This window comes from Allobosea minatitlanensis (genome assembly GCF_964020775.1).
In genome coordinates, this window is sequence record NZ_OZ224509.1 from 3,801,051 (window position 1) to 3,818,256 (window position 17,206).

General features: G+C 70.9%; 18 protein-coding genes. 6 read left to right on the forward strand and 12 right to left on the reverse strand.

Features of this window, described 5'->3' with window-relative positions:
* Positions 1-40 precede the first annotated feature (40 nt).
* Positions 41-1,225: a DNA recombination protein RmuC gene (locus tag ACWH43_RS18760; RefSeq protein WP_158443742.1), complete on the forward strand. Its 1,185-nt coding sequence runs from the start codon at positions 41-43 to the stop codon at positions 1,223-1,225.
* A 33-nt stretch (positions 1,226-1,258) separates the two neighbouring features.
* On the opposite strand, the gene ACWH43_RS18765 is transcribed toward ACWH43_RS18760, so the two are convergent.
* The 5 genes from ACWH43_RS18765 to ACWH43_RS18785 all read right to left on the reverse strand — a co-directional run bounded on the left by ACWH43_RS18765 (position 1,259) and on the right by ACWH43_RS18785 (position 5,184).
* Positions 1,259-1,798 (reverse strand): hypothetical protein, encoded by a 540-nt coding sequence (locus ACWH43_RS18765; protein ID WP_158448014.1) that lies wholly within the window; start codon positions 1,796-1,798, stop codon positions 1,259-1,261.
* Between the two features lie 162 nt (positions 1,799-1,960).
* A complete protein-coding gene (locus tag ACWH43_RS18770) occupies positions 1,961-2,470 on the reverse strand; it encodes an OsmC family protein (protein ID WP_158448013.1) in 510 nt (169 codons plus the stop codon).
* A gap of 111 nt (positions 2,471-2,581) precedes the next feature.
* Entirely contained in the window at positions 2,582-3,364 is a 783-nt protein-coding gene (locus ACWH43_RS18775) for an ABC transporter ATP-binding protein (RefSeq protein ID WP_158448012.1), read from the reverse strand.
* An 11-nt stretch (positions 3,365-3,375) separates the two neighbouring features.
* On the reverse strand, positions 3,376-4,209 hold the full coding sequence (locus ACWH43_RS18780; RefSeq protein WP_158448011.1) for an ABC transporter permease: 834 nt from the start codon (positions 4,207-4,209) through the stop codon (positions 3,376-3,378).
* A gap of 15 nt (positions 4,210-4,224) precedes the next feature.
* Positions 4,225-5,184 (reverse strand): aliphatic sulfonate ABC transporter substrate-binding protein, encoded by a 960-nt coding sequence (locus tag ACWH43_RS18785; protein ID WP_158448010.1) that lies wholly within the window; start codon positions 5,182-5,184, stop codon positions 4,225-4,227.
* Positions 5,185-5,488: 304 nt separating this feature from the next.
* On the opposite strand from ACWH43_RS18785, the gene ACWH43_RS18790 reads away from it, so the two are divergent.
* From ACWH43_RS18790 to ACWH43_RS18800, 3 genes are all read left to right on the forward strand, one after another.
* Entirely contained in the window at positions 5,489-8,257 is a 2,769-nt protein-coding gene (locus ACWH43_RS18790) for a [protein-PII] uridylyltransferase (RefSeq protein ID WP_158448022.1), read from the forward strand.
* A 114-nt stretch (positions 8,258-8,371) separates the two neighbouring features.
* Positions 8,372-8,992, forward strand: coding sequence for a nucleotide exchange factor GrpE (gene grpE, locus ACWH43_RS18795; protein WP_158448009.1), 621 nt, complete (start codon positions 8,372-8,374; stop codon positions 8,990-8,992).
* 17 nt (positions 8,993-9,009) lie between these two features.
* Complete coding sequence (locus tag ACWH43_RS18800) at positions 9,010-9,630, forward strand: trimeric intracellular cation channel family protein (protein ID WP_158448008.1); 621 nt, start codon at positions 9,010-9,012, stop codon at positions 9,628-9,630.
* Positions 9,631-9,643: 13 nt separating this feature from the next.
* Here the strand turns inward: ACWH43_RS18800 and ACWH43_RS18805 are convergent, their stop codons facing one another.
* The 3 genes from ACWH43_RS18805 to ACWH43_RS18815 form a co-directional block, all read right to left on the reverse strand.
* Entirely contained in the window at positions 9,644-10,264 is a 621-nt protein-coding gene (locus ACWH43_RS18805) for an alpha-ketoglutarate-dependent dioxygenase AlkB family protein (RefSeq protein ID WP_158448007.1), read from the reverse strand.
* 13 nt (positions 10,265-10,277) lie between these two features.
* The gene (gene dapB, locus ACWH43_RS18810; RefSeq protein WP_158448021.1) at positions 10,278-11,084 is read right to left on the reverse strand and encodes a 4-hydroxy-tetrahydrodipicolinate reductase; all 807 of its coding nucleotides are present in this window, start codon (positions 11,082-11,084) and stop codon (positions 10,278-10,280) included.
* Positions 11,085-11,256: 172 nt separating this feature from the next.
* On the reverse strand, positions 11,257-12,225 hold the full coding sequence (locus ACWH43_RS18815; RefSeq protein ID WP_158446220.1) for a Tim44 domain-containing protein: 969 nt from the start codon (positions 12,223-12,225) through the stop codon (positions 11,257-11,259).
* A 213-nt stretch (positions 12,226-12,438) separates the two neighbouring features.
* Between ACWH43_RS18815 and ACWH43_RS18820 the strand changes: the two genes are divergently transcribed.
* Both ACWH43_RS18820 and ACWH43_RS18825 read left to right on the forward strand, forming a co-directional pair.
* The gene (locus tag ACWH43_RS18820; protein WP_158446219.1) at positions 12,439-12,738 is read left to right on the forward strand and encodes a hypothetical protein; all 300 of its coding nucleotides are present in this window, start codon (positions 12,439-12,441) and stop codon (positions 12,736-12,738) included.
* 593 nt (positions 12,739-13,331) lie between these two features.
* The gene (locus ACWH43_RS18825) at positions 13,332-14,513 is read left to right on the forward strand and encodes an extensin-like domain-containing protein (protein ID WP_158446218.1); all 1,182 of its coding nucleotides are present in this window, start codon (positions 13,332-13,334) and stop codon (positions 14,511-14,513) included.
* A gap of 52 nt (positions 14,514-14,565) precedes the next feature.
* On the opposite strand, the gene mepA is transcribed toward ACWH43_RS18825, so the two are convergent.
* The 4 genes from mepA to ACWH43_RS18845 are packed head-to-tail and all read right to left on the reverse strand — an operon-like array spanning position 14,566 to position 17,161.
* Positions 14,566-15,504: a penicillin-insensitive murein endopeptidase gene (gene mepA, locus ACWH43_RS18830; protein ID WP_158446217.1), complete on the reverse strand. Its 939-nt coding sequence runs from the start codon at positions 15,502-15,504 to the stop codon at positions 14,566-14,568.
* 32 nt (positions 15,505-15,536) lie between these two features.
* Entirely contained in the window at positions 15,537-15,845 is a 309-nt protein-coding gene (locus ACWH43_RS18835; protein ID WP_158446216.1) for a hypothetical protein, read from the reverse strand.
* 24 nt (positions 15,846-15,869) lie between these two features.
* Positions 15,870-16,823, reverse strand: coding sequence for an ornithine cyclodeaminase family protein (locus ACWH43_RS18840; RefSeq protein WP_158446215.1), 954 nt, complete (start codon positions 16,821-16,823; stop codon positions 15,870-15,872).
* A complete protein-coding gene (locus ACWH43_RS18845; protein WP_158446214.1) occupies positions 16,823-17,161 on the reverse strand; it encodes a LapA family protein in 339 nt (112 codons plus the stop codon). The genes ACWH43_RS18840 and ACWH43_RS18845 overlap by 1 nt, the downstream gene beginning before the upstream one ends.
* Positions 17,162-17,206 lie beyond the last annotated feature (45 nt).

The following is a 17,206-nucleotide window of genomic DNA, read 5'->3' on the forward strand; positions in this document are numbered from 1 at the left end:
TTCGTTCGCCATCCGCGCGCGAATCGGTTAGCCTTTCCGCATGAACGCCATCGCCTTCACCCTGCTCGAACGGCCCGTGACCTGGGCGGAAGCGGCGCTCGGCTTCGCGGGCTTGAGCCTCGCACTGCTGCTGATCGCGGTGGTGGCGAGCTGGCGCGGCAGCCGCAGCCGCGCGATCGAGGCCGCGATGGCGGCCGAGCGCGCCCGCGAGATGGACGACAAGGTGGCGGAGATGAACCGCCAGCAGGCCGAGCTCGCGGGGCGGATGCAGTCGATGGCCGAGATCCTCTCGACACGGCAGGGCGATCTCGCCCGCCTCGTCGCCGAGCGGATGGACGGCTTGCGCCAGCAGGTCGGCGCCGGGCTCGAGCGCAACGTCCAGCAGACCAGCGAGAGCCTCGGCAAGCTGCAGGAGCGGCTGGCCGTGATCGACACCGCCCAGAAGAACCTGACCGACCTCACCTCGGAAGTGGTGACGCTCCGCGACGTGCTCGCCAACAAGCAGGCGCGCGGCGCCTATGGCCAGGGCCGGATGGAGGCGATCGTCCGCGACGGGCTGCCCGCCGCCTTCTTCGCCTTCCAGCCGCAATTGTCGAACGGGCGCCGGCCGGATTGCCTCGTGACGCTTCCCGGCGACGGGCGCGGCCTCGTCATCGACGCCAAATTCCCCCTGGAGAGCTTCACGCTGCTGCGCGAGGCCCGCGGCGAGGAGGCCAGGAAGGCAGCCGGCCAGCGCGTGCGCAACGATGTCGGCGTGCATGTGAAGGATATCGCCGAGCGCTATTTCCTGCCCGGCGAGACGCAGGACATCGCCCTGCTCTTCGTGCCGTCGGAATCGATCTATGCCGATCTGCACGAGCATTTCGACGATGTCGTGCAGCGGGCGCACCGGGCCCGCGTGATGATCGTCTCGCCCTCGCTGCTGGCGCTGGCGATCCAGCTCATGCAGTCGCTGGTGCGCGATGCCAGGATGCGCGAGGAGGCCCGCGTCATCCAGACCGAGGTCGGCAAGCTGCTCGACGACGTGAGGCGGCTGGGCGAGCGCGTCGACAAGCTCGACACGCATTTCCGCCAGGCGCAGGAGGATGTCGGCCAGATCAAGACCTCGGCCGGCAAGGTGACGAGCCGCGCCGAGAAGATCGGCGCGCTCGAATTCGACGACGAGACAAGCGAGCCGAAGCTGCCCTTCGCCAAGGGGTTGGAGCTGAAGCGCGCGGCGGAATAAGGCCTGCGGGGTCGGACAACTGCGTCGACCGTCCTATCTGTGAGGCGGCAAGGTCCGCTCCGCCTCGGCGATCAGGCTCTCCTGCCCCTGTGTCGGACCGCCATGGAGCGCGGCGACGCGGCGCAGCATGGCGAAGAGCTCGCCGAACTCGGCCGCCGTCAGATGAGGCCGCATCAGATCGCGCAGGTCGAGCATCGCCATGGTCCGCGACGGCGCGCGCGAGACGGCATGCTGCGCCAGTGCCAGGCGCTCCTCCAGATCGGCCCCGTATTCGAGGATCGCCTTCATTTCGGAGCGGATCATGTCGCGCTGCTCGCTGGTCGGCTCGCCGCGTTCGGACGCCACCAGGCACATCAGCGCGACGGCGCCGTCGCGGGTTTCCGGCAAGGTGCGCAGCGCCACGCGGCGCGACTCGGTCTCCGCTTCCGCGCGCCGCTGCTGCAGCTTTTCGCGGTGTTTCTGCTGACCATGCGATGCAAGCGAATCGCGCAGATATTCCATGCCGCCGCCCCAGAGCATCCAGTAGATCACGCCGGTGAAGACGGCTCCGACGATGGCGGCAATGACGGGCATGACAGGCTCTCCGCAATATCAGCGCTCAAATCGTTCCGGTGGCGGACGGGGGCCGGACATAATCGTCCGCGCCCGAAACCGGAGGAATCCGTTATGCCCGCTCGAGCGGGATCGGCTCAAGCGGGAGCGCAGGATCGGACGGCCATGCGACGCCTTTTTTGCTCAGCCGCGATTGAGCGCGGCGGATAGCTCCGGCTTGACGTTCAGCGTCTGGAAGACGACGCAGTAGCGCTCGGTGAGCTTCAGCAGCGTGTCGAGCTTCTCCTGCGGCGCGTCGGTCTCGACGTCGAAGAAGAGGCGGATCGCCTTGAAGCCGACCGCCGCGTCCTTGGCCACGCCGAGCGTGCCGCGGAAGTCGAGATCGCCCTCGGCCCGGACGACGCCCTTCTTCAGTTCGATCTCGAGCGCGGTCGCGACCGCCTTCAGCGTCACGCCGGCGCAGGCGACCAGCGCCTCCAGCAGCATGTCGCCGGAGCAGAGCTCGGCGCCCGAACCGCCCGTCGCCGGATGCAGGCCGGCGAGCGCGATGGCACGGCCGGTCTCGACCTTGCAGGCGATATGCTGGTCGTCGAGCTCGCCCCGGGCCTTGAGCGTGACGACCGCCGCCTCGGGGTTGCTGCGGTATCCGTCCTTGAGCGGAGCCTGCAGGGCGCGCAGCGCGGTGACGTCCATGGAACCAATCCTCCCGTTCACATCATGTTGGGGGCGCCGGGGCGGCGCGTCTGGCGGCTGATAGGCCGATGCGCGTCGCGAAGCCAGCGCGGCCGGCGCGCCCCGCGGCCGCTACCACCACATGCCGGCCGTCTCGGCCGCCTTCTCCTGATGCGGGGCCTCGTGGCGCAACGAACGGTCGAGCGCGCGCAGGGCCTCGCGCTTGGCCGCCTCGAAGGCCGGCGAGAGCCGGTCGCGCGGGCGGGCGAGCGGATTGCCCAGCTCGTCGAAGACGCGGCCGGGCTTCGGCTGCATCACCACGATGCGGTCGGCCAGCGTCACCGCCTCCTCGACGTCATGCGTGACCATGACGACGGTGGGGCGGCTCTCCTGCCAGAGCGCCAGCAGGTGGCCGTGCAGGCTCGCGCGCGTCGTGGCGTCGAGCGCCGAGAAGGGCTCGTCCATCAGCAGCAGCTTCGGCCGGGTGACGAGGGCGCGGGCGATGGCGACGCGCTGCTGCTGGCCGCCGGACAATTCGCGCGGCCAGCGCTTCTCATGGCCGGCGAGGCCGACGCGGACGAGCGCATTGGTCACCAGCCCCTCGCGCTCGAAGGCCGAGAGATGCGACAGGCCGAAGCCGACATTCTCGGCCACGCAGAGCCAGGGGAAGAGCCGCGGCTCCTGGAAGATGACGCCGACATCGGCGCGCGGCTCGGCCACGACCTCGCCGTCGAGGCGGATCGCGCCCTCGCTCGGCCGGTCGAGCCCGGCGACGAGCCGGAGCAAGGTGGTCTTGCCGCAGCCGGAGCCGCCGAGCAGGGCGACGATCTCGCCGCGCCCGACCGTGAGGTCGATCGCCGAGAGGGCGTGGGTGCCGTCGGCATAGGTCTTGGACAGCCGGTCGAAACTCAGCACGGTTGAGGCTCTCAGAGCTTGTCGCGCGCCGTATCCTGCCAGGCGAGGAAGGGCCGCGTGATGGCGACGAGCAGGCCGTCGGCCAGCTTGCCGAGCACGGCGAAGCTGATGATGGCCGCGATGATGGTGTCGGGGCGGCCGAGCTGCTGGCCGTCCACGAGCAGATAGCCGAGCCCCTCGCTCGCCCCCATGATCTCGGCCGCGACCACGAACATGAAGCCGAGGCCGAGGCCCGAGCGCAGCGCCGTGATCCAGTCGGGCAGGATCGCCGGCAGCAGGACGCGCCTGACCATGGCCAGCCGCGACAGGCGGAACACCCGGCCGACCTCGACGACCTTGCGGTCGATGCCCTGGATCGCGGCGGCGACGCCGAGATAGACCGGGAAGAACACGCCGACCGCGATCAGCGCGACCTTCGAGGCCTCGAAGATGCCGAGCCAGAGGATGAAGAGCGGCACCCAGGCGATGGAGGGGATCGCGCGCAGCGCCTGCAAGGTGGGGTCGAGCAGACGCTGCGCCACCGGCAGGGCCCCGGTCAGGGCGCCGAGCACCGTCCCCGCCAGGGCGCCGAGGCCGAAGCCGGCGCCGACCCGCGACAGGGTCGCCGCCGCATGGGTCAGCAATTCGCCGGATGCCGCCAGCTCCCAGAGCGTGCGGCCGACGACGCTGGGCGGCGGCATCAGCCGGCCATTGGCGAGGCCGGCTGCGACCAGCGCCTCCCAGAGCAAGGCGAGGAGCAGCGGCAGCACAAAGCCGAGCCAGGCCAGGCCGGAGCGGGCCGGCGCCGCCCTGCCGCGCGGCGCGGATTCGACCGTATCTAGCGCTCCTGCCTCGACGGCGCTCATCGGCCCGGGCGCGCCTCAGTTGGTCGCGACGAAGCTGCGGTCGACCAGCGAATCCACCGCCGCCTTCACATCGGTCGCGGCAGGCAGGACGCCGGCATCCTTGAGCGCGACGCCGGCCGCGGTGATGCTCTCGATCTGCGCCGGGCCGATGGCGGAATGGGTCAGCTCGGTGCGGCTGAGCTGGCGCTCGATCACCGGCTCGGGCAGCTTGGTGTAGGTGACCAGCACCTTCTTCAGCCCGGCGGGATTGGCGAGGGCGTAGCGGCGCGCCTCCTCATAGGCGGCGAGCACCTTGCGCACGAGGTCCGGGTTCTCCTTGGCGAAGGCCTCGCGGACATTGAGGATTCCCCAGGTGTTGTCCTCGGCCTTGCGGTAGAACAGCCTGGCGCCGCTCTCGACCTCCGCCGCCGCCATCAGCGGGTCGAGCCCGGCCCAGGCCTCGACATCGCCGCGCTCCAGCGCGAGCCGGCCATCGGCGTGCTGGAGCAGGACGAGCTTGACGTCCTTCTCGGTCAGCCTGGCGTCGGCCAGCGCGCGCACGAGGAAGATATGCGGGTCGGTGCCGCGGGTGACCGCGATGCGCTTGCCCTTGAGGTCCGAGACCTTGGTGATCTCGCTCTTCGCGCCGGTGACGAGCGCCGTCCATTCGGGGCGCGAATAGACATAGACCGACTTGATCGGATTGCCGTTGATCTTGCCGATCAGCGCCGCGGCGCCGGCGGTGGAGCCGAAATCGATCGAACCGGCATTGAGGAATTCGAGCGCCTTGTTGGAGCCGGCCGAGAAGACCCAGCGCACCTTGATGCCCTCGGCCTCCAGCGCCTTCTCCAGCGTTCCGCGCTCCTTCAGCACCAGGCTGACGGGATTGTAGGTCGCGTAGTCGAGGCGGATTTCCTTGGGCTGCGCCAGGGCCGGGGCGGCGAGCGCGGCGGCGGCCAGGGCGGCGAGCGCGAGGCGGCGGGTGATGCTGGTCATCGGGTGATCCCTCTTGCGACGATGCGAGGGATGCGGGCGCAGACGCCCCTTCCCCACGCTTTAGCTGCACTTGTTTCGCGCCCGCAAGCTGACGGCTCAAATCGGCGCGTATCCGCTTCTTAGGTCTGATCGTTCTGTATGTCAAACAATACAATCCACTATGTCATTATCCGTAATTCACATATTATTCCGTTTAATTTGACCTTTCCGTCGCCGCTCCCCACCATGATAGAAACAGGCGCCCCCACGAGATCCTGCCGCCGTGCCAGCCCCCGCCGAGAAGCCCGCCCTGCCGCTGCCCGAGATGCTGCAGGATGCCGAAGCCGGCACGGCCCGGCTGCTCGAATCCGGGCACCGGCGCGACAAGGCCGAGAAGCGCCGGCTCCTCGTCGCCGCGCTGCGGCAGCTCCTCGACGACGGCCGGGACTCGGCCCGGGCGATCCTCGTCGCGCAGCGCAGCGGCCTCGCCTGCGCGCAGCGGCTCTCGGCGGTGATGGACGCGGTCATGGTCGCCCTGCACAAGGCGGCGACGGGCTATTTCTATCCGGCCGACAACCCCTCGCAATCCGAGCATATCGCGGTCGCCGCGGTGGGCGGCTATGGCCGGGGCACGCTGGCGCCGGGCTCGGATGTCGACCTGCTCTTCCTGTTCCCGCACAAGCAGACCGCCTGGGGCGAGAGCGTGGTCGAGTCGATGCTCTACCCGCTCTGGGACCTGAAGCTGAAGACCGGCCACTCCGTCCGCTCGGTCGACGACTGCATCCGCGAGGCGCGGGCCGACATGACGATCCGCACGGCGCTGCTGGAGGCGCGCTTCCTGGCCGGCGACCGGGCGCTGTTCGACGAGATGGTCCGGCGCTTCGACGCCGAGGTCGTCGAGGGCACGGCGGCGGCCTTCACCGAGGCGAAGCTGTCGGAGCGCGAGACGCGCGTCCAGCGCGCCGGCGCCTCGCGCTATCTGGTCGAGCCCAACGTCAAGGACGGCAAGGGCGGCTTGCGCGACCTCAACACCCTGTTCTGGATCGCGAAATACGCCTATCGCGTGCAGGATGCGCGCGATCTGGTCGCCGCCGGGCTGTTCGACCGGCAGGAGCTCCAGATGTTCCGGCGCTCGGAGGACTTCCTCTGGCGGGTGCGCTGCTGGCTGCACTTCATCACCGGCCGCGCCGAGGAGCGGCTGTCCTTCGACCTGCAGCGCCAGGTCGCGGCCGCGGTCGGCTATGCCGGCCGCAAGGGCCAGGAGCCGGTCGAGCGCTTCATGAAGGCCTATTTCCTCGTCGCCAAGGATGTCGGCGACCTCACCGCCATCGTCTGCGCGGCGCTGGAGGCGCGCCAGCAGAAGCCGCGCGCCAGCCTGTCGCATCTGCTCGGCTCCCTCGCCAAGCGCAAGCGCGTGCGGGCGCTCGGCCATACCGACTTCACGCTGAAGGGCCAGCGCCTCGCCGTCGTCGACGACAGCGCCTTCGAGCGCGACCCGGTCAACCTGCTGCGGCTCTACCAGATCGCCAGCCGCGAGGACCTCGCCATCCATCCCGATACGAGCCGGCTGGTGACCCAGTCTCTCCGGCTGGTGACGCCCGGCCTGCGCACCGACCCCGAGGCCAACCGCATCTTCCTCGAGATCCTGACCGCGCGGCGCTCGCCCGAGGTGGTGCTGCGGCGGATGAACGAATCCGGGCTGCTCGGCCGCTTCATCCCGGATTTCGGCCGGGTCGTGGCGATGATGCAGTTCAACATGTACCACCACTACACGGTGGACGAGCATCTGATCCGCGCCATCGGCGTGCTGGCCGAGATCGACGCGGGCGGGCTGGAGGCCGAGCATCCGCTCTCCAACGAGATCATGCCCAGCATCGCCAACCGGCGGGCGCTCTATGTCGCGCTGTTCCTGCACGACATCGCCAAGGGCCGGCCGGAGGATCATTCGATCGCGGGGGCGCGCATCGCGCGCAAGCTCGGGCCGCGCTTCGGGCTGACGCCGGGCCAGACGGAGACGGTCGCCTGGCTGGTCGAGCACCATCTCGACATGTCGACCATCGCCCAGAGCCGCGACCTCGGCGACCCGAAGACGATCGAGAGCTTCGCCGCCACCGTGCAGACGCTGGAGCGACTGAAGCTGCTGCTGATCCTCACCGTCGCCGACATCAAGGCGGTCGGCCCCGGCGTCTGGAACGGGTGGAAGGGCCAGCTCCTGCGCACGCTCTACTACGAGACCGAGATCGTTCTCACCGGCGGCCATTCGGCCGTCGAGCGCAAGGCGCGCGTCGCCCAGAAGCAGGAGGAGCTGCGCCAGCGCCTGGCGGACTGGCCGGAGGAGGAGCGCGACGCCTACATCGCGCGCCACTATCCGGCCTACTGGATCAAGGTCGACATCGCCGACCAGGAGCGGCACGCCCGCTTCCTGCGCGCGGCCGAGAAGGCCGGGCGCCTGACCGCGACCATGGTCGAGACCGACCAGTTCCGCGGCGTCACCAAGCTGACCGTGCTGGCGCCCGACCATCCGCGGCTGCTCGCCATCGTCACCGGCGCCTGCGCCGCGGCCGGCGGCAACATCGCCGATGCGCAGATCTTCACCACCAGCGACGGGCAGGTGCTCGACACGATCTCGGTCTCGCGCGCCTTCGACCGCGACGACGACGAGCTGCGCCGGGCCGAGCGCATCGCCGCCGCGATCGAGCGGGCGCTGAAGGGCGAGATCAGGATCGCCGACCTCGTGGCGCAGCGGCGCGCGCCGCCGCCGCGCGGCCAGACCTTCCAGCTCGCCCCGGAGATCGTCATCGACAACGTGCTCTCCAGCCGCCACACGGTGCTGGAGGTCTCGGGGCTCGACCGGCCGGGCCTGCTCTACGACCTCACCACCGCGATCGGGAAGCTCAACCTCAACATCGCCTCCGCCCATATCGCGACCTTCGGCGAGAAGGCGGTCGACGTTTTCTACGTCACCGACCTGACCCATGCGAAGATCACCTCGACGGCGCGCCAGCTCACGATTCGCAAGGCGCTGCTCGAGGTCTTCGAGTTCGAGGGGGCCAAGGCGGCTTCGGCCCGGACGAAACTCCCGGCGCGAGCTTGATTTAGGCCAACATAAGACCGATATCGGCAGCGACTGCGGCCGCGCACCGTGAGACGATCGCATGGCGTCGGGCAACGGGCGCGGCGAGCCGGATGAAGGGAATTGGAAGACGCGATGACGCAGAACCCTGCGACGGAAGACCCGAACCTCGAAGCCGCGGCCAACGCCGCCGGACAGCCTCAGGCCGCCGAAGGCGGCAGCGAGGCCGGGACCGCGGCGCTCCAGGCCGAGCGCGACGATCTCAAGGACAAGCTGCTGCGCACGCTCGCCGAGATGGAGAATCTGCGCCGGCGCACCGAGCGCGAGCTCGCCGATGCCAAGGCCTATGCGGTGACGAGCTTCGCCCGCGACCTGCTCGGCTCCTCCGACAATCTGCGCCGCGCCCTGGAGAGCGTGCCGGAAGCGGCCCGCGGCGGCGCCGACGCGACGCTCAAGGCGCTCTATGACGGCGTCGAGCTGACCGAGCGCGAATTGCTCAAGACTCTGGAGCGCCACGGCATCCGCAAGGTCGACCCGCAGGGCGAGAAATTCGACCCGAACCTGCACCAGGCGATGTTCGAGGCGCCCGACGCGGCGATCCCGAAGGGCCTCGTCTCGAAGGTCGTCCAGGTCGGCTACAAGATCGGCGAGCGCGTGCTGCGCCCGGCCCTGGTCGGCGTCTCGGCCGGCGCGCCCAAGGCCGCGGAGCCGCCGCCGGCCGGCGAGAACGGCGGCGACAAGCCCGCGAGCCACTGAGAGAAAGCCGCCGATCCATGTTCGAGGGCGCCGGCGTCGCCATTTTCGCGCTGACCGGAGCCCTCGTCGCCGCCCGCAAGGGCATGGATCCGTTCGGCTTCATCCTGCTCGCCACCGTCACCGGCGTCGGCGGCGGGACGCTGCGCGAATTGCTGCTCGGGCACGGCGCCTTCTGGGTGCGCGATCCCGCCGATGTCGTCATCTGCACGGCGGTCGCGCTCGCTGGCTGGACGCTGGCCTATTTCCGCCCGGGCATGCTCGAGGGCTGGAGCGGGCGGCGCCTGCTGCTCTGGGCCGATGCGGTCGGCGTCTCGCTCTTCGCCGTGATCGGCACGCTGCGGGGCCTCGATGCCGGTGCGCCGGTGATGTCGGCGGTAGCGCTCGGCGCGATGACCGCGACCTTCGGCGGCATCCTGCGCGACATCCTCGCCGGCGACCGGCCGATGGTGCTGTGGAGCCGTGAATTCTACGTCACGGCCGCGACGGCCGGCGCGGTCGCCACCGCCCTGCTGGTCGGGCTCGGCCTGAGCGGCCTTGCCGTCATGCTCGGCGGCGCCGTCACCTGCCTCGGGCTCAGGGCCGGCTCGCTGCTGTTCGGCTGGTCGTTCCCGAGGCTGCCGGGCGGCACGGCCGGATAGGCCGGTGCGCCTCTCAATCCGGCTTCGTCACCCGGCGCAGCGTCAGGTTGATGCGCCCGCCCTCGGGCAGAAGCGTCGAGGAGCCGGAGAGGATGCGGTCGATGCCGTGATAGGCCAGCCGCGCCGCGCCCCCGAACAGCAGCACGTCGCCTGAGGCGAGCTTCAGCGAGGTCGTCCTGCCGCCGCGCGCCGTCCCGCCGATGCGGAAGAGCGCGGCGTCGCCGAGCGAGACCGAGAGCACCGGCGCGTCGAACTCCTGCTCGTCGCGGTCCTGATGCAGGCCCATCCTGGCACCGGCGGCGTAGTGGTTGACGAGGCAGGCCTCCGGCGGATGCGGATAGCCGGAGAGCTCCTCCCACAGCGCCAGCAGCGGCGCCGGCAGCAGCGGCCAGGGCTCGCGGGTCTCGGGATGGAGCGGCTGGTAGCGGTAGCCGGCCTCGTCGGAGACCCAGCCGAGCGGGCCGCAATTCGTCATCCGCACCGAGAAGGGCTTTCCGGTCTTCGGCATCCGCGGCTGGAAGAAGGGCGCCTGCCGCACCACGGCGCGCAGCTCCGCCAGCAGGGCGCCCTGCTCGCCGGCCGAGAGCCGGCCCGGCCAGTGATAGACGCCCGGGACGACGGCGAGGCGCGTCATCGGCCCGCTCCGCCTAGAGCGCGTCGAGGCCGAGCACGTCGGCCATGGAGTAGAGGCCGGGCGCCCTGCCCCGGCCCCAGAGCGCCGCCCTCACCGCGCCTTGCGCGAAGAGGCTGCGGTCCTCCGCGACATGGGCGAGCTCGAGCCGCTCGCCGGCGCCGGCGAAGATGACCTTGTGGTCGCCGACCACGGTGCCGCCGCGCAGCGCCGCAAAGCCGATCGTGCCCGGCGCCCGCGCGCCGGTGATGCCGTCGCGCCCGGCGACGCGCTGCTCGGCGAGCTCGACGGCGCGGCCCTCGGCGGCGGCCTCCCCGAGCAGCACGGCGGTGCCGGAGGGGGCATCGACCTTCATGCGGTGATGCATCTCGACGATCTCGATGTCCCAGTCGGTGCCGAGGGTCGCGGCGACCTTGCGGACCAGCGCGGCGAGCAGGTTGACGCCGAGGCTCATATTGCCGGAGCGGATGATCGGGATGCGCCGCGCCGTCCCGGCCAGCGCCTGGAGATGGGAGGGCTCGAGCCCCGTGGTGCCGACGACATGGAGGATGCCGGCCTGCGCCGCCAGCTCCGCGAAGGCGACGGTCGCCCCGGGCGCGGTGAAGTCGAGCACCGCATCGGCCCCGGCGAAGGCCGCCGCGGGGTCTCCCGTCACGGTGACGCCGAGCGGCGGCAGGCCGGCGAGCGGGCCGGCATCGGCGCCGAGGGCGGGCGAGCCCGGACGCTCCACCGCCGCCGCGAGCCGGCAGCCCTGCGCCTGGTCGATCGCTTTGATCAGCATGCGGCCCATGCGCCCAGCGGCACCGACGACGACGAGACGCATGTCACTCATGGGCAGGCTCCGAAATGCGTGCGGCCGGAAGCGGCCGGGTAGGCAAACCCCGCTATAAGCCGGTTCGCCGGGCCGCGACACCCGAAACCGCGCCTCGGCGCTCCACATGGAAACGGCCGGGTCGCCCCGGCCGTCCACGGATCGAACATTGCGGTGGAGGCGGTCAGGCCGCCTGCTGGATGCCCGAGAGCAGCCAGGCGCCGCCGCGCTCGCGCTGGAAGGTCCAGAACTCCCTGACCTCCTGCACGGCATTGGCGTCGCCCTCGACGACGCGGCCGCTCTGGCGGTCATAGAGCGCGTTGACCAGGCTGAAGCGCATCGAGACGGTGGCGTAGTCCGTCGCGCCCTCGCGCCAGGCCTGCGACAGGTCGCCCTGCAGCAGCTTGACGTCGGAGACGCGGTCGGCGACGCCGCGGCGGGCGTTCTCGGTCAGATCCTCGTCGAAATAGCCGAACATCTCCGGCGTGACGCGCCGGCGCAGCCCGGCCTCGTCCTCGTTGGAATAGGCCGTGTTGATCTCGCCGAGCAGGCGCTCGAAGGCATTGAAATCGGCTGCTTCGAGCTGGATCGGCGTGGCGGCGGGCTGCGCCGCGCCACCGCCGAAACCGGGCCGCGGCGCATCCGGCCGCGCGCCATAGGCCTCGCGCGCATAGGGCGCGCCGGCGCCGGCGAGCTGCGGCTCGGAGCGGCGGCGGAAGAAGCGGATGGCCAGCATCACGGCGCCGACGATCAGGGCGATCTGCAGCAGGAAGCCGAGCAGGCCGCCGAGCGAGGCGAGACCGCCGAAGAAGCCCGAGCCGCTGAGCAGGCCGAACAGCCCGGCGCCGAGCAGGCCGGCGCCGATGCCCATCATCATGTTGCGGGCGAAGGACGGGCGGGCGGCCTGGGCGGCAGCGCCCGCACCCATGCCCGGATTGGCATAGGAGGGCGAAGAGGGCGCGCTGCGCTGGAAAGGCTGGGCGCCGCCCGGAATGGTCTGGGTGGGCGGCGGCGCGCTGCGCGTGAAGGTGCCGCGGCTGCCGAAGCTGCGGCCGCCGCCGGGGCGCGCTTCGGCGGCCAGCGGCACCAGCATCAGGGCTCCAACGACCAGGGCGACGGCACGTCCGTGACGGGCGAGCGAGATCAGAGACATTTTTCCTCCCGGAGCCTCCATAGGCTCAGCGAGCGTCAATATGGGAAAGGCGCCCGCCGGCCGCAAGGCGGCTGCGCGCCGGCCGGGCGGCATGACCAGGCGTTTCAAGGCCGAAGCGTTTCGATCCGGCATGGGTTTCAGTCGCAGCCGCCGGCAAGCTGTGCTAGACTGGCGGCCCGCCCTCCCACCGGGACCGGGCGGAGGGAGAGCGCCATGTTCGCGGACGAACCGAGGCCTCGCCGACACCGCCTGCTGCGCTGGCTATTGGCGTTCGCGGTGCTCCTGCTCATCACCGAAAGCGCCGGGGCGGGCGAGCCCGCCATCCCGCTCGACGGGCCGCGCCTGGCCCAGGCGCCCGAACCGCTCTGCTTCTGCTGGAACGACGGCCGCAAGGTCGCGGAAGGCGCCGCCTCCTGCATCCGCACGACGCAGGGCCGCAGGATCGCGACCTGCGGGCGGGTGACCAACCTGATGTCCTGGCAGGTCACGGAAACGCCCTGCCCCGAAAGCTGAAAGCGCCGGAACCGTCCGGCCGCAGACATGGAAACGCCGCCGGGAGAGGTCCCGGCGGCGTCGTCCTGTTATGGCTCTTGCGGTCCTGAAAACTCCGAGACTGACCCTTGTCAGAACGCTCCCAAAACGATCGCCATCATGAAAACGAAGGCCGCTCCCATGATCAATCGGTCGAGACGTAGCGTGACGGACATCACACCCTCCTGTGTCATTGACCTGTCGCAGAAACTACCAGAACCGACGGCGGCCGCAAGGGGGCAGCATCGTGGCGCCACCGGGGCGAAGGCTAGATCATGCTTAAATCGACGTTAAAGCCTTGAATAGATTTGGGGATGTTTCTGGTCTCCGCAGTCGCTTCCCGGCGGCGCCGACGGCTTCTTCCGGAGCTGCGCCGGGCTCATCTCGCCTTGCCGCGCAACTGTGCTGGCGCTCGACCGTCGCGGCGGCCCGGCCCGGCGCGCGCCCTGCCGGTTAACGCCGGAAGCGTCGGATTAAGCCGGCGTTCACCACCTCGCCAAAGTTAATCGGGCTGTGGCGGCCGGGGCGCAGTCGGTTGAGAAACCGTTCACCAAACGCTTCGCATTTGATGGGTCATGCGACGCGTGAAACTCGCCATCATCGCACTCGGCCTCGCCGGCGCCGCCGGGCTGGCCGGCTGCGGCAAATTCCAGAAGGCCCAGCGCGCGCCCTGGCGCGACCAGGCGGAAGCGGCCTGCCTGTCCTCCGGCCAGGTGCAGCTCTCGAGCTATGTCAGCCTGCGCGGCAAGGCGATCGACGGGCCGGGGACCTGCGGCATGCAGCAGCCGCTCAAGGTCACCGCCCTGCAGAACGGCAGCGTCAACCTGAAGAGCCCGGCCCTGCTCGCCTGCCCCGTGGTGGCGACGACGGACCGGTGGTTCGCCGAGGTGGTGCAGCCGGCCGCGATGAACATCCTGGGCGCGCAGGTGATCGAGATCCGGGCCGGCTCCTATTCCTGCCGCGCCATGAACAACGGCTCCTATACGACGCGCACCTCCGAGCATGCCTTCGGCAACGCCGTCGACGTGTTCTCCTTCCGGCTGAACGACAACCGCGTCGTCACGGTCAAGGATGGCTGGCGCGGCTCGCCGGAGGAGCAGAACTTCCTGCGCGAGATCTTCGTCGGCGCCTGCACCTATTTCGGCACGGTGCTCGGCCCGGGCGCCGACCCGATGCATTACGACCACATCCATATCGACCTCGCCCGCCACGCCAAGGGCCGGCACATCTGCAAGCCGATCATCAAATACACGCCGAACTACAACCTGCCGCCGCCGGACCCGTCGCGGACCTATTCCTCGGCGCAGAGCGCGCCCGCCCCGGCGACGACGCGCGGCGCCGCGCCCGCCGCCACCGCCTATGCCGGCGGGCCGATGCTGCGCCAGCCGAGCGGGGGGCTGCGCCCGCCGGGCGCGGTGCAGGGCGGCTACCCGGTCGCCAATAGCGGACGCCAGGACAACAGCCTGGATTCGCAGATGCGCTTTCTCCAGCAATACGACGCGCGCCAGGGCCAGGAGCGCTCGGGCCAGGAGCGCCAGAGCCAGGAGCGCCCGCGCTTCCGGCCGCAGCCGCTGCCGAGCGAGGCGGCCGGGCCGCTCGCCCTGCCCGGCGCGGTCGAGCCCTCGGAGGAGGAGGCCGTGCTCGGCGACGGCGGCGGCTCCGGCGTCGTCGACCAGCAGGACTCCGAGGAGGCGCAGCCGATCACCCCGGGCCACGATCCCTTCGCCTACAGCTCCGGGCGCACGGCGCGGCGCTGAAGGCCGGCCGCCCCCATGAGCGATTTCATGCCGAGGGCGAGGGCTGGCAGCCCTAAGGCGCCGCCAGCACCTGCCGGCATTCGGGCGGCAGGGCGTCGAGCGAGAGCGGCGGCTTGGGCTTCGGCTTCGGTCCCGGCCGGGGCTTCGGCGGGTGGAAGATCGCCTTGTACTGGCGCTCGACCCAGCCGGCGAGCTCGGCCCCGCAGCCATCGCCGAAATTCGGCGGCTCCTGGGGCACGCAGCTCGCCATGCCGGCCGGGCAGGCCAGCCGGATGTGGAAATGGTAGTTGTGCCCCCAGATCGGCCGGACCTTGTCGAGCCAGCTCCGGTCGCCGGGCTCGCGGCAGAGCGCGACCTTCAGCGCCGGGTTGACGAAGATGCGCTCCACCTTCGGATCGGCGGCGACGGCGCGCAGCAGCCGGACATGAGCCGGCGTCCAGGCGCGCGGATCGACGTCGCGCCAGTCGGCGCGGGCCATGTTGACCGCCGGCATGTTCTCGCGCTGGTCGCGGTCGAGCCTGCCCTTCGGCATCGGCGTCAGCCAGATATCGGCGTCGAGGCCGATCTGGTGCGAGGCATGGCCGGTCAGCATCGGCCCGCCGCGCGGCTGCGACATGTCGCCGACCAGCAGCCCGGCCCAGCCGGTGATGCGCGGCACGTCGCGGGCGAGCTTCTCGAGATAGTCGATCAGGACCGGGTGGCCCCAGTTGCGGTTGCGGTTGAGCCGCATCACCTGCCAGCTCGGCCCGTCGGGCGGCAGCGCCGCGCCGCCGGCGAGGCAGCCGCGGGCATAGGAGCCGATCGCGCGCGGCGGCAGATGCGCCGGGGTCGTCTTCCGGCCGAAGAGGGAGCGGGCGGCATCAGGCCATTGGGCGAGATTGGCGGCGCGGGTCCTCGCCTCCTGCTCGGCCGTGGACTGCGCCAGGCCGGCCGCCGGCAGCGCGCCGGCCATGACGAGGAGAAGCGGAATGATTCGGCGCAGATGACCCATGCGGGCAGCTTCGGCGGCGAGGCGAGCGCCGGTCAAGCGGAAGGCGCGCCCGGCCCCGCCCGGCCGGACGCCGCCGCCTGGATCTTCGCGCAGACCGACCGGAACAGCGCCGCCGACCGGCTCTGGCCGTGAAGCCACCACAGATTCAGCCCGAGCAGGCAGGCGAAGGCCAGCGCGACCGCCGTCAGGTCCCGGATCGCGACGCCATAGGCGCCGAACAGGACGACGGGCCCGAGATAGGGCAGCCAGCCCAGCAGCGCCGGCAGGAAGCCCGCCTTCGCGGCGGCGCCCTGCGCGACATAGCTGCGCTCCTCCTCGGTGAGTTCGATCGTGCCGGGCATCGTTCGCTCGCGCCGCTGAGGCGATCAGGCGCCCTCGCCCCGCTCCCAGACGGCGACCGCCGCGGCGAGATCCTCGAGCGCGACGCCGACGGACTTGAACAGCGTGATGCCGCCGCCCGCCACCCCGCCCTCGATGCGCCCATGGCAGAGATCGGCCAGCGTGCCGGCGACCTTGTCGGCGCTGTAGCTGCCCTCGGCGATGGCGACGGCGACGTCGCCGCCCTCGTCGATCGCCTTGCTGGAATCGACGACGACGCGGGCGCGATGCAGCGCGTCGGCATCGGCCTCGCGCATCTGCATGGTGAAGCCGCCGATCAGATCGAGATGCGCCTCGCGCTTGAGCCAGTGGCCGTGGATCAGCGGCTCGGTGGCGTTGGTGGCGCAGGAGATGATGTCGGCGGTGCGGGCCTCGCCTTCGAGGTCGGTGGTGGCGCGGGCGGCGATGCCCTCCCTCGCCAGCTCCGCCACCGTGGCCTCGGCCGCCTCGGGCCGACGCGCCCAGATCGCGATGTCGGTCAGGGGCCGGACCGAGCGATGCGCCTTGACGATGAAGGGAGCGAGCGCCCCGGCGCCCACCATCAGCATGTGGCTGGCCTCGGGGTTGGACATGTAGCGCGAGGCCAGGGCGGAAGCCGCGGCGGTGCGCCAGGTGGTCAGGCGGTTGCCGTCCATGACCGCGAGCGGCCGGCCGGTTGCGCCGTCCATCAGCAGATAGGCGCCCATCACTCCCGGCAGGTTGCGCTTGCCGTTGCCGAAGAAGACCGAGACGATCTTGGTGCCGATATAGGGCTTCTCCGCCGCCGGGCCGCTCCAGGCCGGCATGGTCAGCAGGACGGCGTCGGCCTCGCCCGGGCGCTCGATGGCGTACTGGCCCCGCTTGGGCGCGATCACCTCGCCGCGGAAGGCCTCGTCGAGGATGTCGATCAGGCCGGGATAGCTCAGGGCGGCGTCGATCTCGGCCGCATCGAAAAGGCGCATCAGTTCCGTCCGTCGGTCAGCGCCGGCAGGGCGGAGTCCGGCACGGCCGAGCGCAGGGCCTGCGTCTCCGAGCGCAGGGTCTCGACCTCGCGGCGGCTGCGGCGCGCCGCCTTGCGGTGCTTGCCCTGGGCGAGCCAGGAGGCCAGCCCGCCGATCAGCACGCCGAGGAAGATCGCGGCCAGCACGACCAGGAAGAGCGGGGCCTCATAGGACAGCGTCGGTAGATCCCGGCTGAAGGGGTCGAGCGAGATCCGCACCGGCGCCCGGTTGGCGATCGAGAACAGCACGATCAGCAGCGCGATCGGCACCAGCACCAGCGCCTTGAAGAAGGCCTTCATCGCAATCTCCGTGGCGGCATTCGCAAAACCGCCGGCTCTCGAGCG

What these genes read in the sequence shown, in the direction of transcription:
- ACWH43_RS18780 (WP_158448011.1), bottom strand. Translation starts at nt 4,209, where the DNA reads ATGAGCGCCGTCGAGGCAGGAGCGCTAGATACGGTCGAATCCGCGCCG.
- ACWH43_RS18840 (WP_158446215.1), bottom strand. Translation starts at nt 16,823, where the DNA reads ATGCGCCTTTTCGATGCGGCCGAGATCGACGCCGCCCTGAGCTATCCC.
- ACWH43_RS18790 (WP_158448022.1), top strand. Translation starts at nt 5,489, where the DNA reads ATGCTGCAGGATGCCGAAGCCGGCACGGCCCGGCTGCTCGAATCCGGG.
- ACWH43_RS18800 (WP_158448008.1), top strand. Translation starts at nt 9,010, where the DNA reads ATGTTCGAGGGCGCCGGCGTCGCCATTTTCGCGCTGACCGGAGCCCTC.
- ACWH43_RS18765 (WP_158448014.1), bottom strand. Translation starts at nt 1,798, where the DNA reads ATGCCCGTCATTGCCGCCATCGTCGGAGCCGTCTTCACCGGCGTGATC.
- ACWH43_RS18760 (WP_158443742.1), top strand. Translation starts at nt 41, where the DNA reads ATGAACGCCATCGCCTTCACCCTGCTCGAACGGCCCGTGACCTGGGCG.
- ACWH43_RS18785 (WP_158448010.1), bottom strand. Translation starts at nt 5,184, where the DNA reads ATGACCAGCATCACCCGCCGCCTCGCGCTCGCCGCCCTGGCCGCCGCC.
- mepA (WP_158446217.1), bottom strand. Translation starts at nt 15,504, where the DNA reads ATGGGTCATCTGCGCCGAATCATTCCGCTTCTCCTCGTCATGGCCGGC.
- ACWH43_RS18835 (WP_158446216.1), bottom strand. Translation starts at nt 15,845, where the DNA reads ATGCCCGGCACGATCGAACTCACCGAGGAGGAGCGCAGCTATGTCGCG.
- grpE (WP_158448009.1), top strand. Translation starts at nt 8,372, where the DNA reads ATGACGCAGAACCCTGCGACGGAAGACCCGAACCTCGAAGCCGCGGCC.
- ACWH43_RS18815 (WP_158446220.1), bottom strand. Translation starts at nt 12,225, where the DNA reads ATGTCTCTGATCTCGCTCGCCCGTCACGGACGTGCCGTCGCCCTGGTC.
- ACWH43_RS18825 (WP_158446218.1), top strand. Translation starts at nt 13,332, where the DNA reads ATGCGACGCGTGAAACTCGCCATCATCGCACTCGGCCTCGCCGGCGCC.
- ACWH43_RS18805 (WP_158448007.1), bottom strand. Translation starts at nt 10,264, where the DNA reads ATGACGCGCCTCGCCGTCGTCCCGGGCGTCTATCACTGGCCGGGCCGG.
- ACWH43_RS18845 (WP_158446214.1), bottom strand. Translation starts at nt 17,161, where the DNA reads ATGAAGGCCTTCTTCAAGGCGCTGGTGCTGGTGCCGATCGCGCTGCTG.
- ACWH43_RS18770 (WP_158448013.1), bottom strand. Translation starts at nt 2,470, where the DNA reads ATGGACGTCACCGCGCTGCGCGCCCTGCAGGCTCCGCTCAAGGACGGA.
- ACWH43_RS18820 (WP_158446219.1), top strand. Translation starts at nt 12,439, where the DNA reads ATGTTCGCGGACGAACCGAGGCCTCGCCGACACCGCCTGCTGCGCTGG.
- dapB (WP_158448021.1), bottom strand. Translation starts at nt 11,084, where the DNA reads ATGCGTCTCGTCGTCGTCGGTGCCGCTGGGCGCATGGGCCGCATGCTG.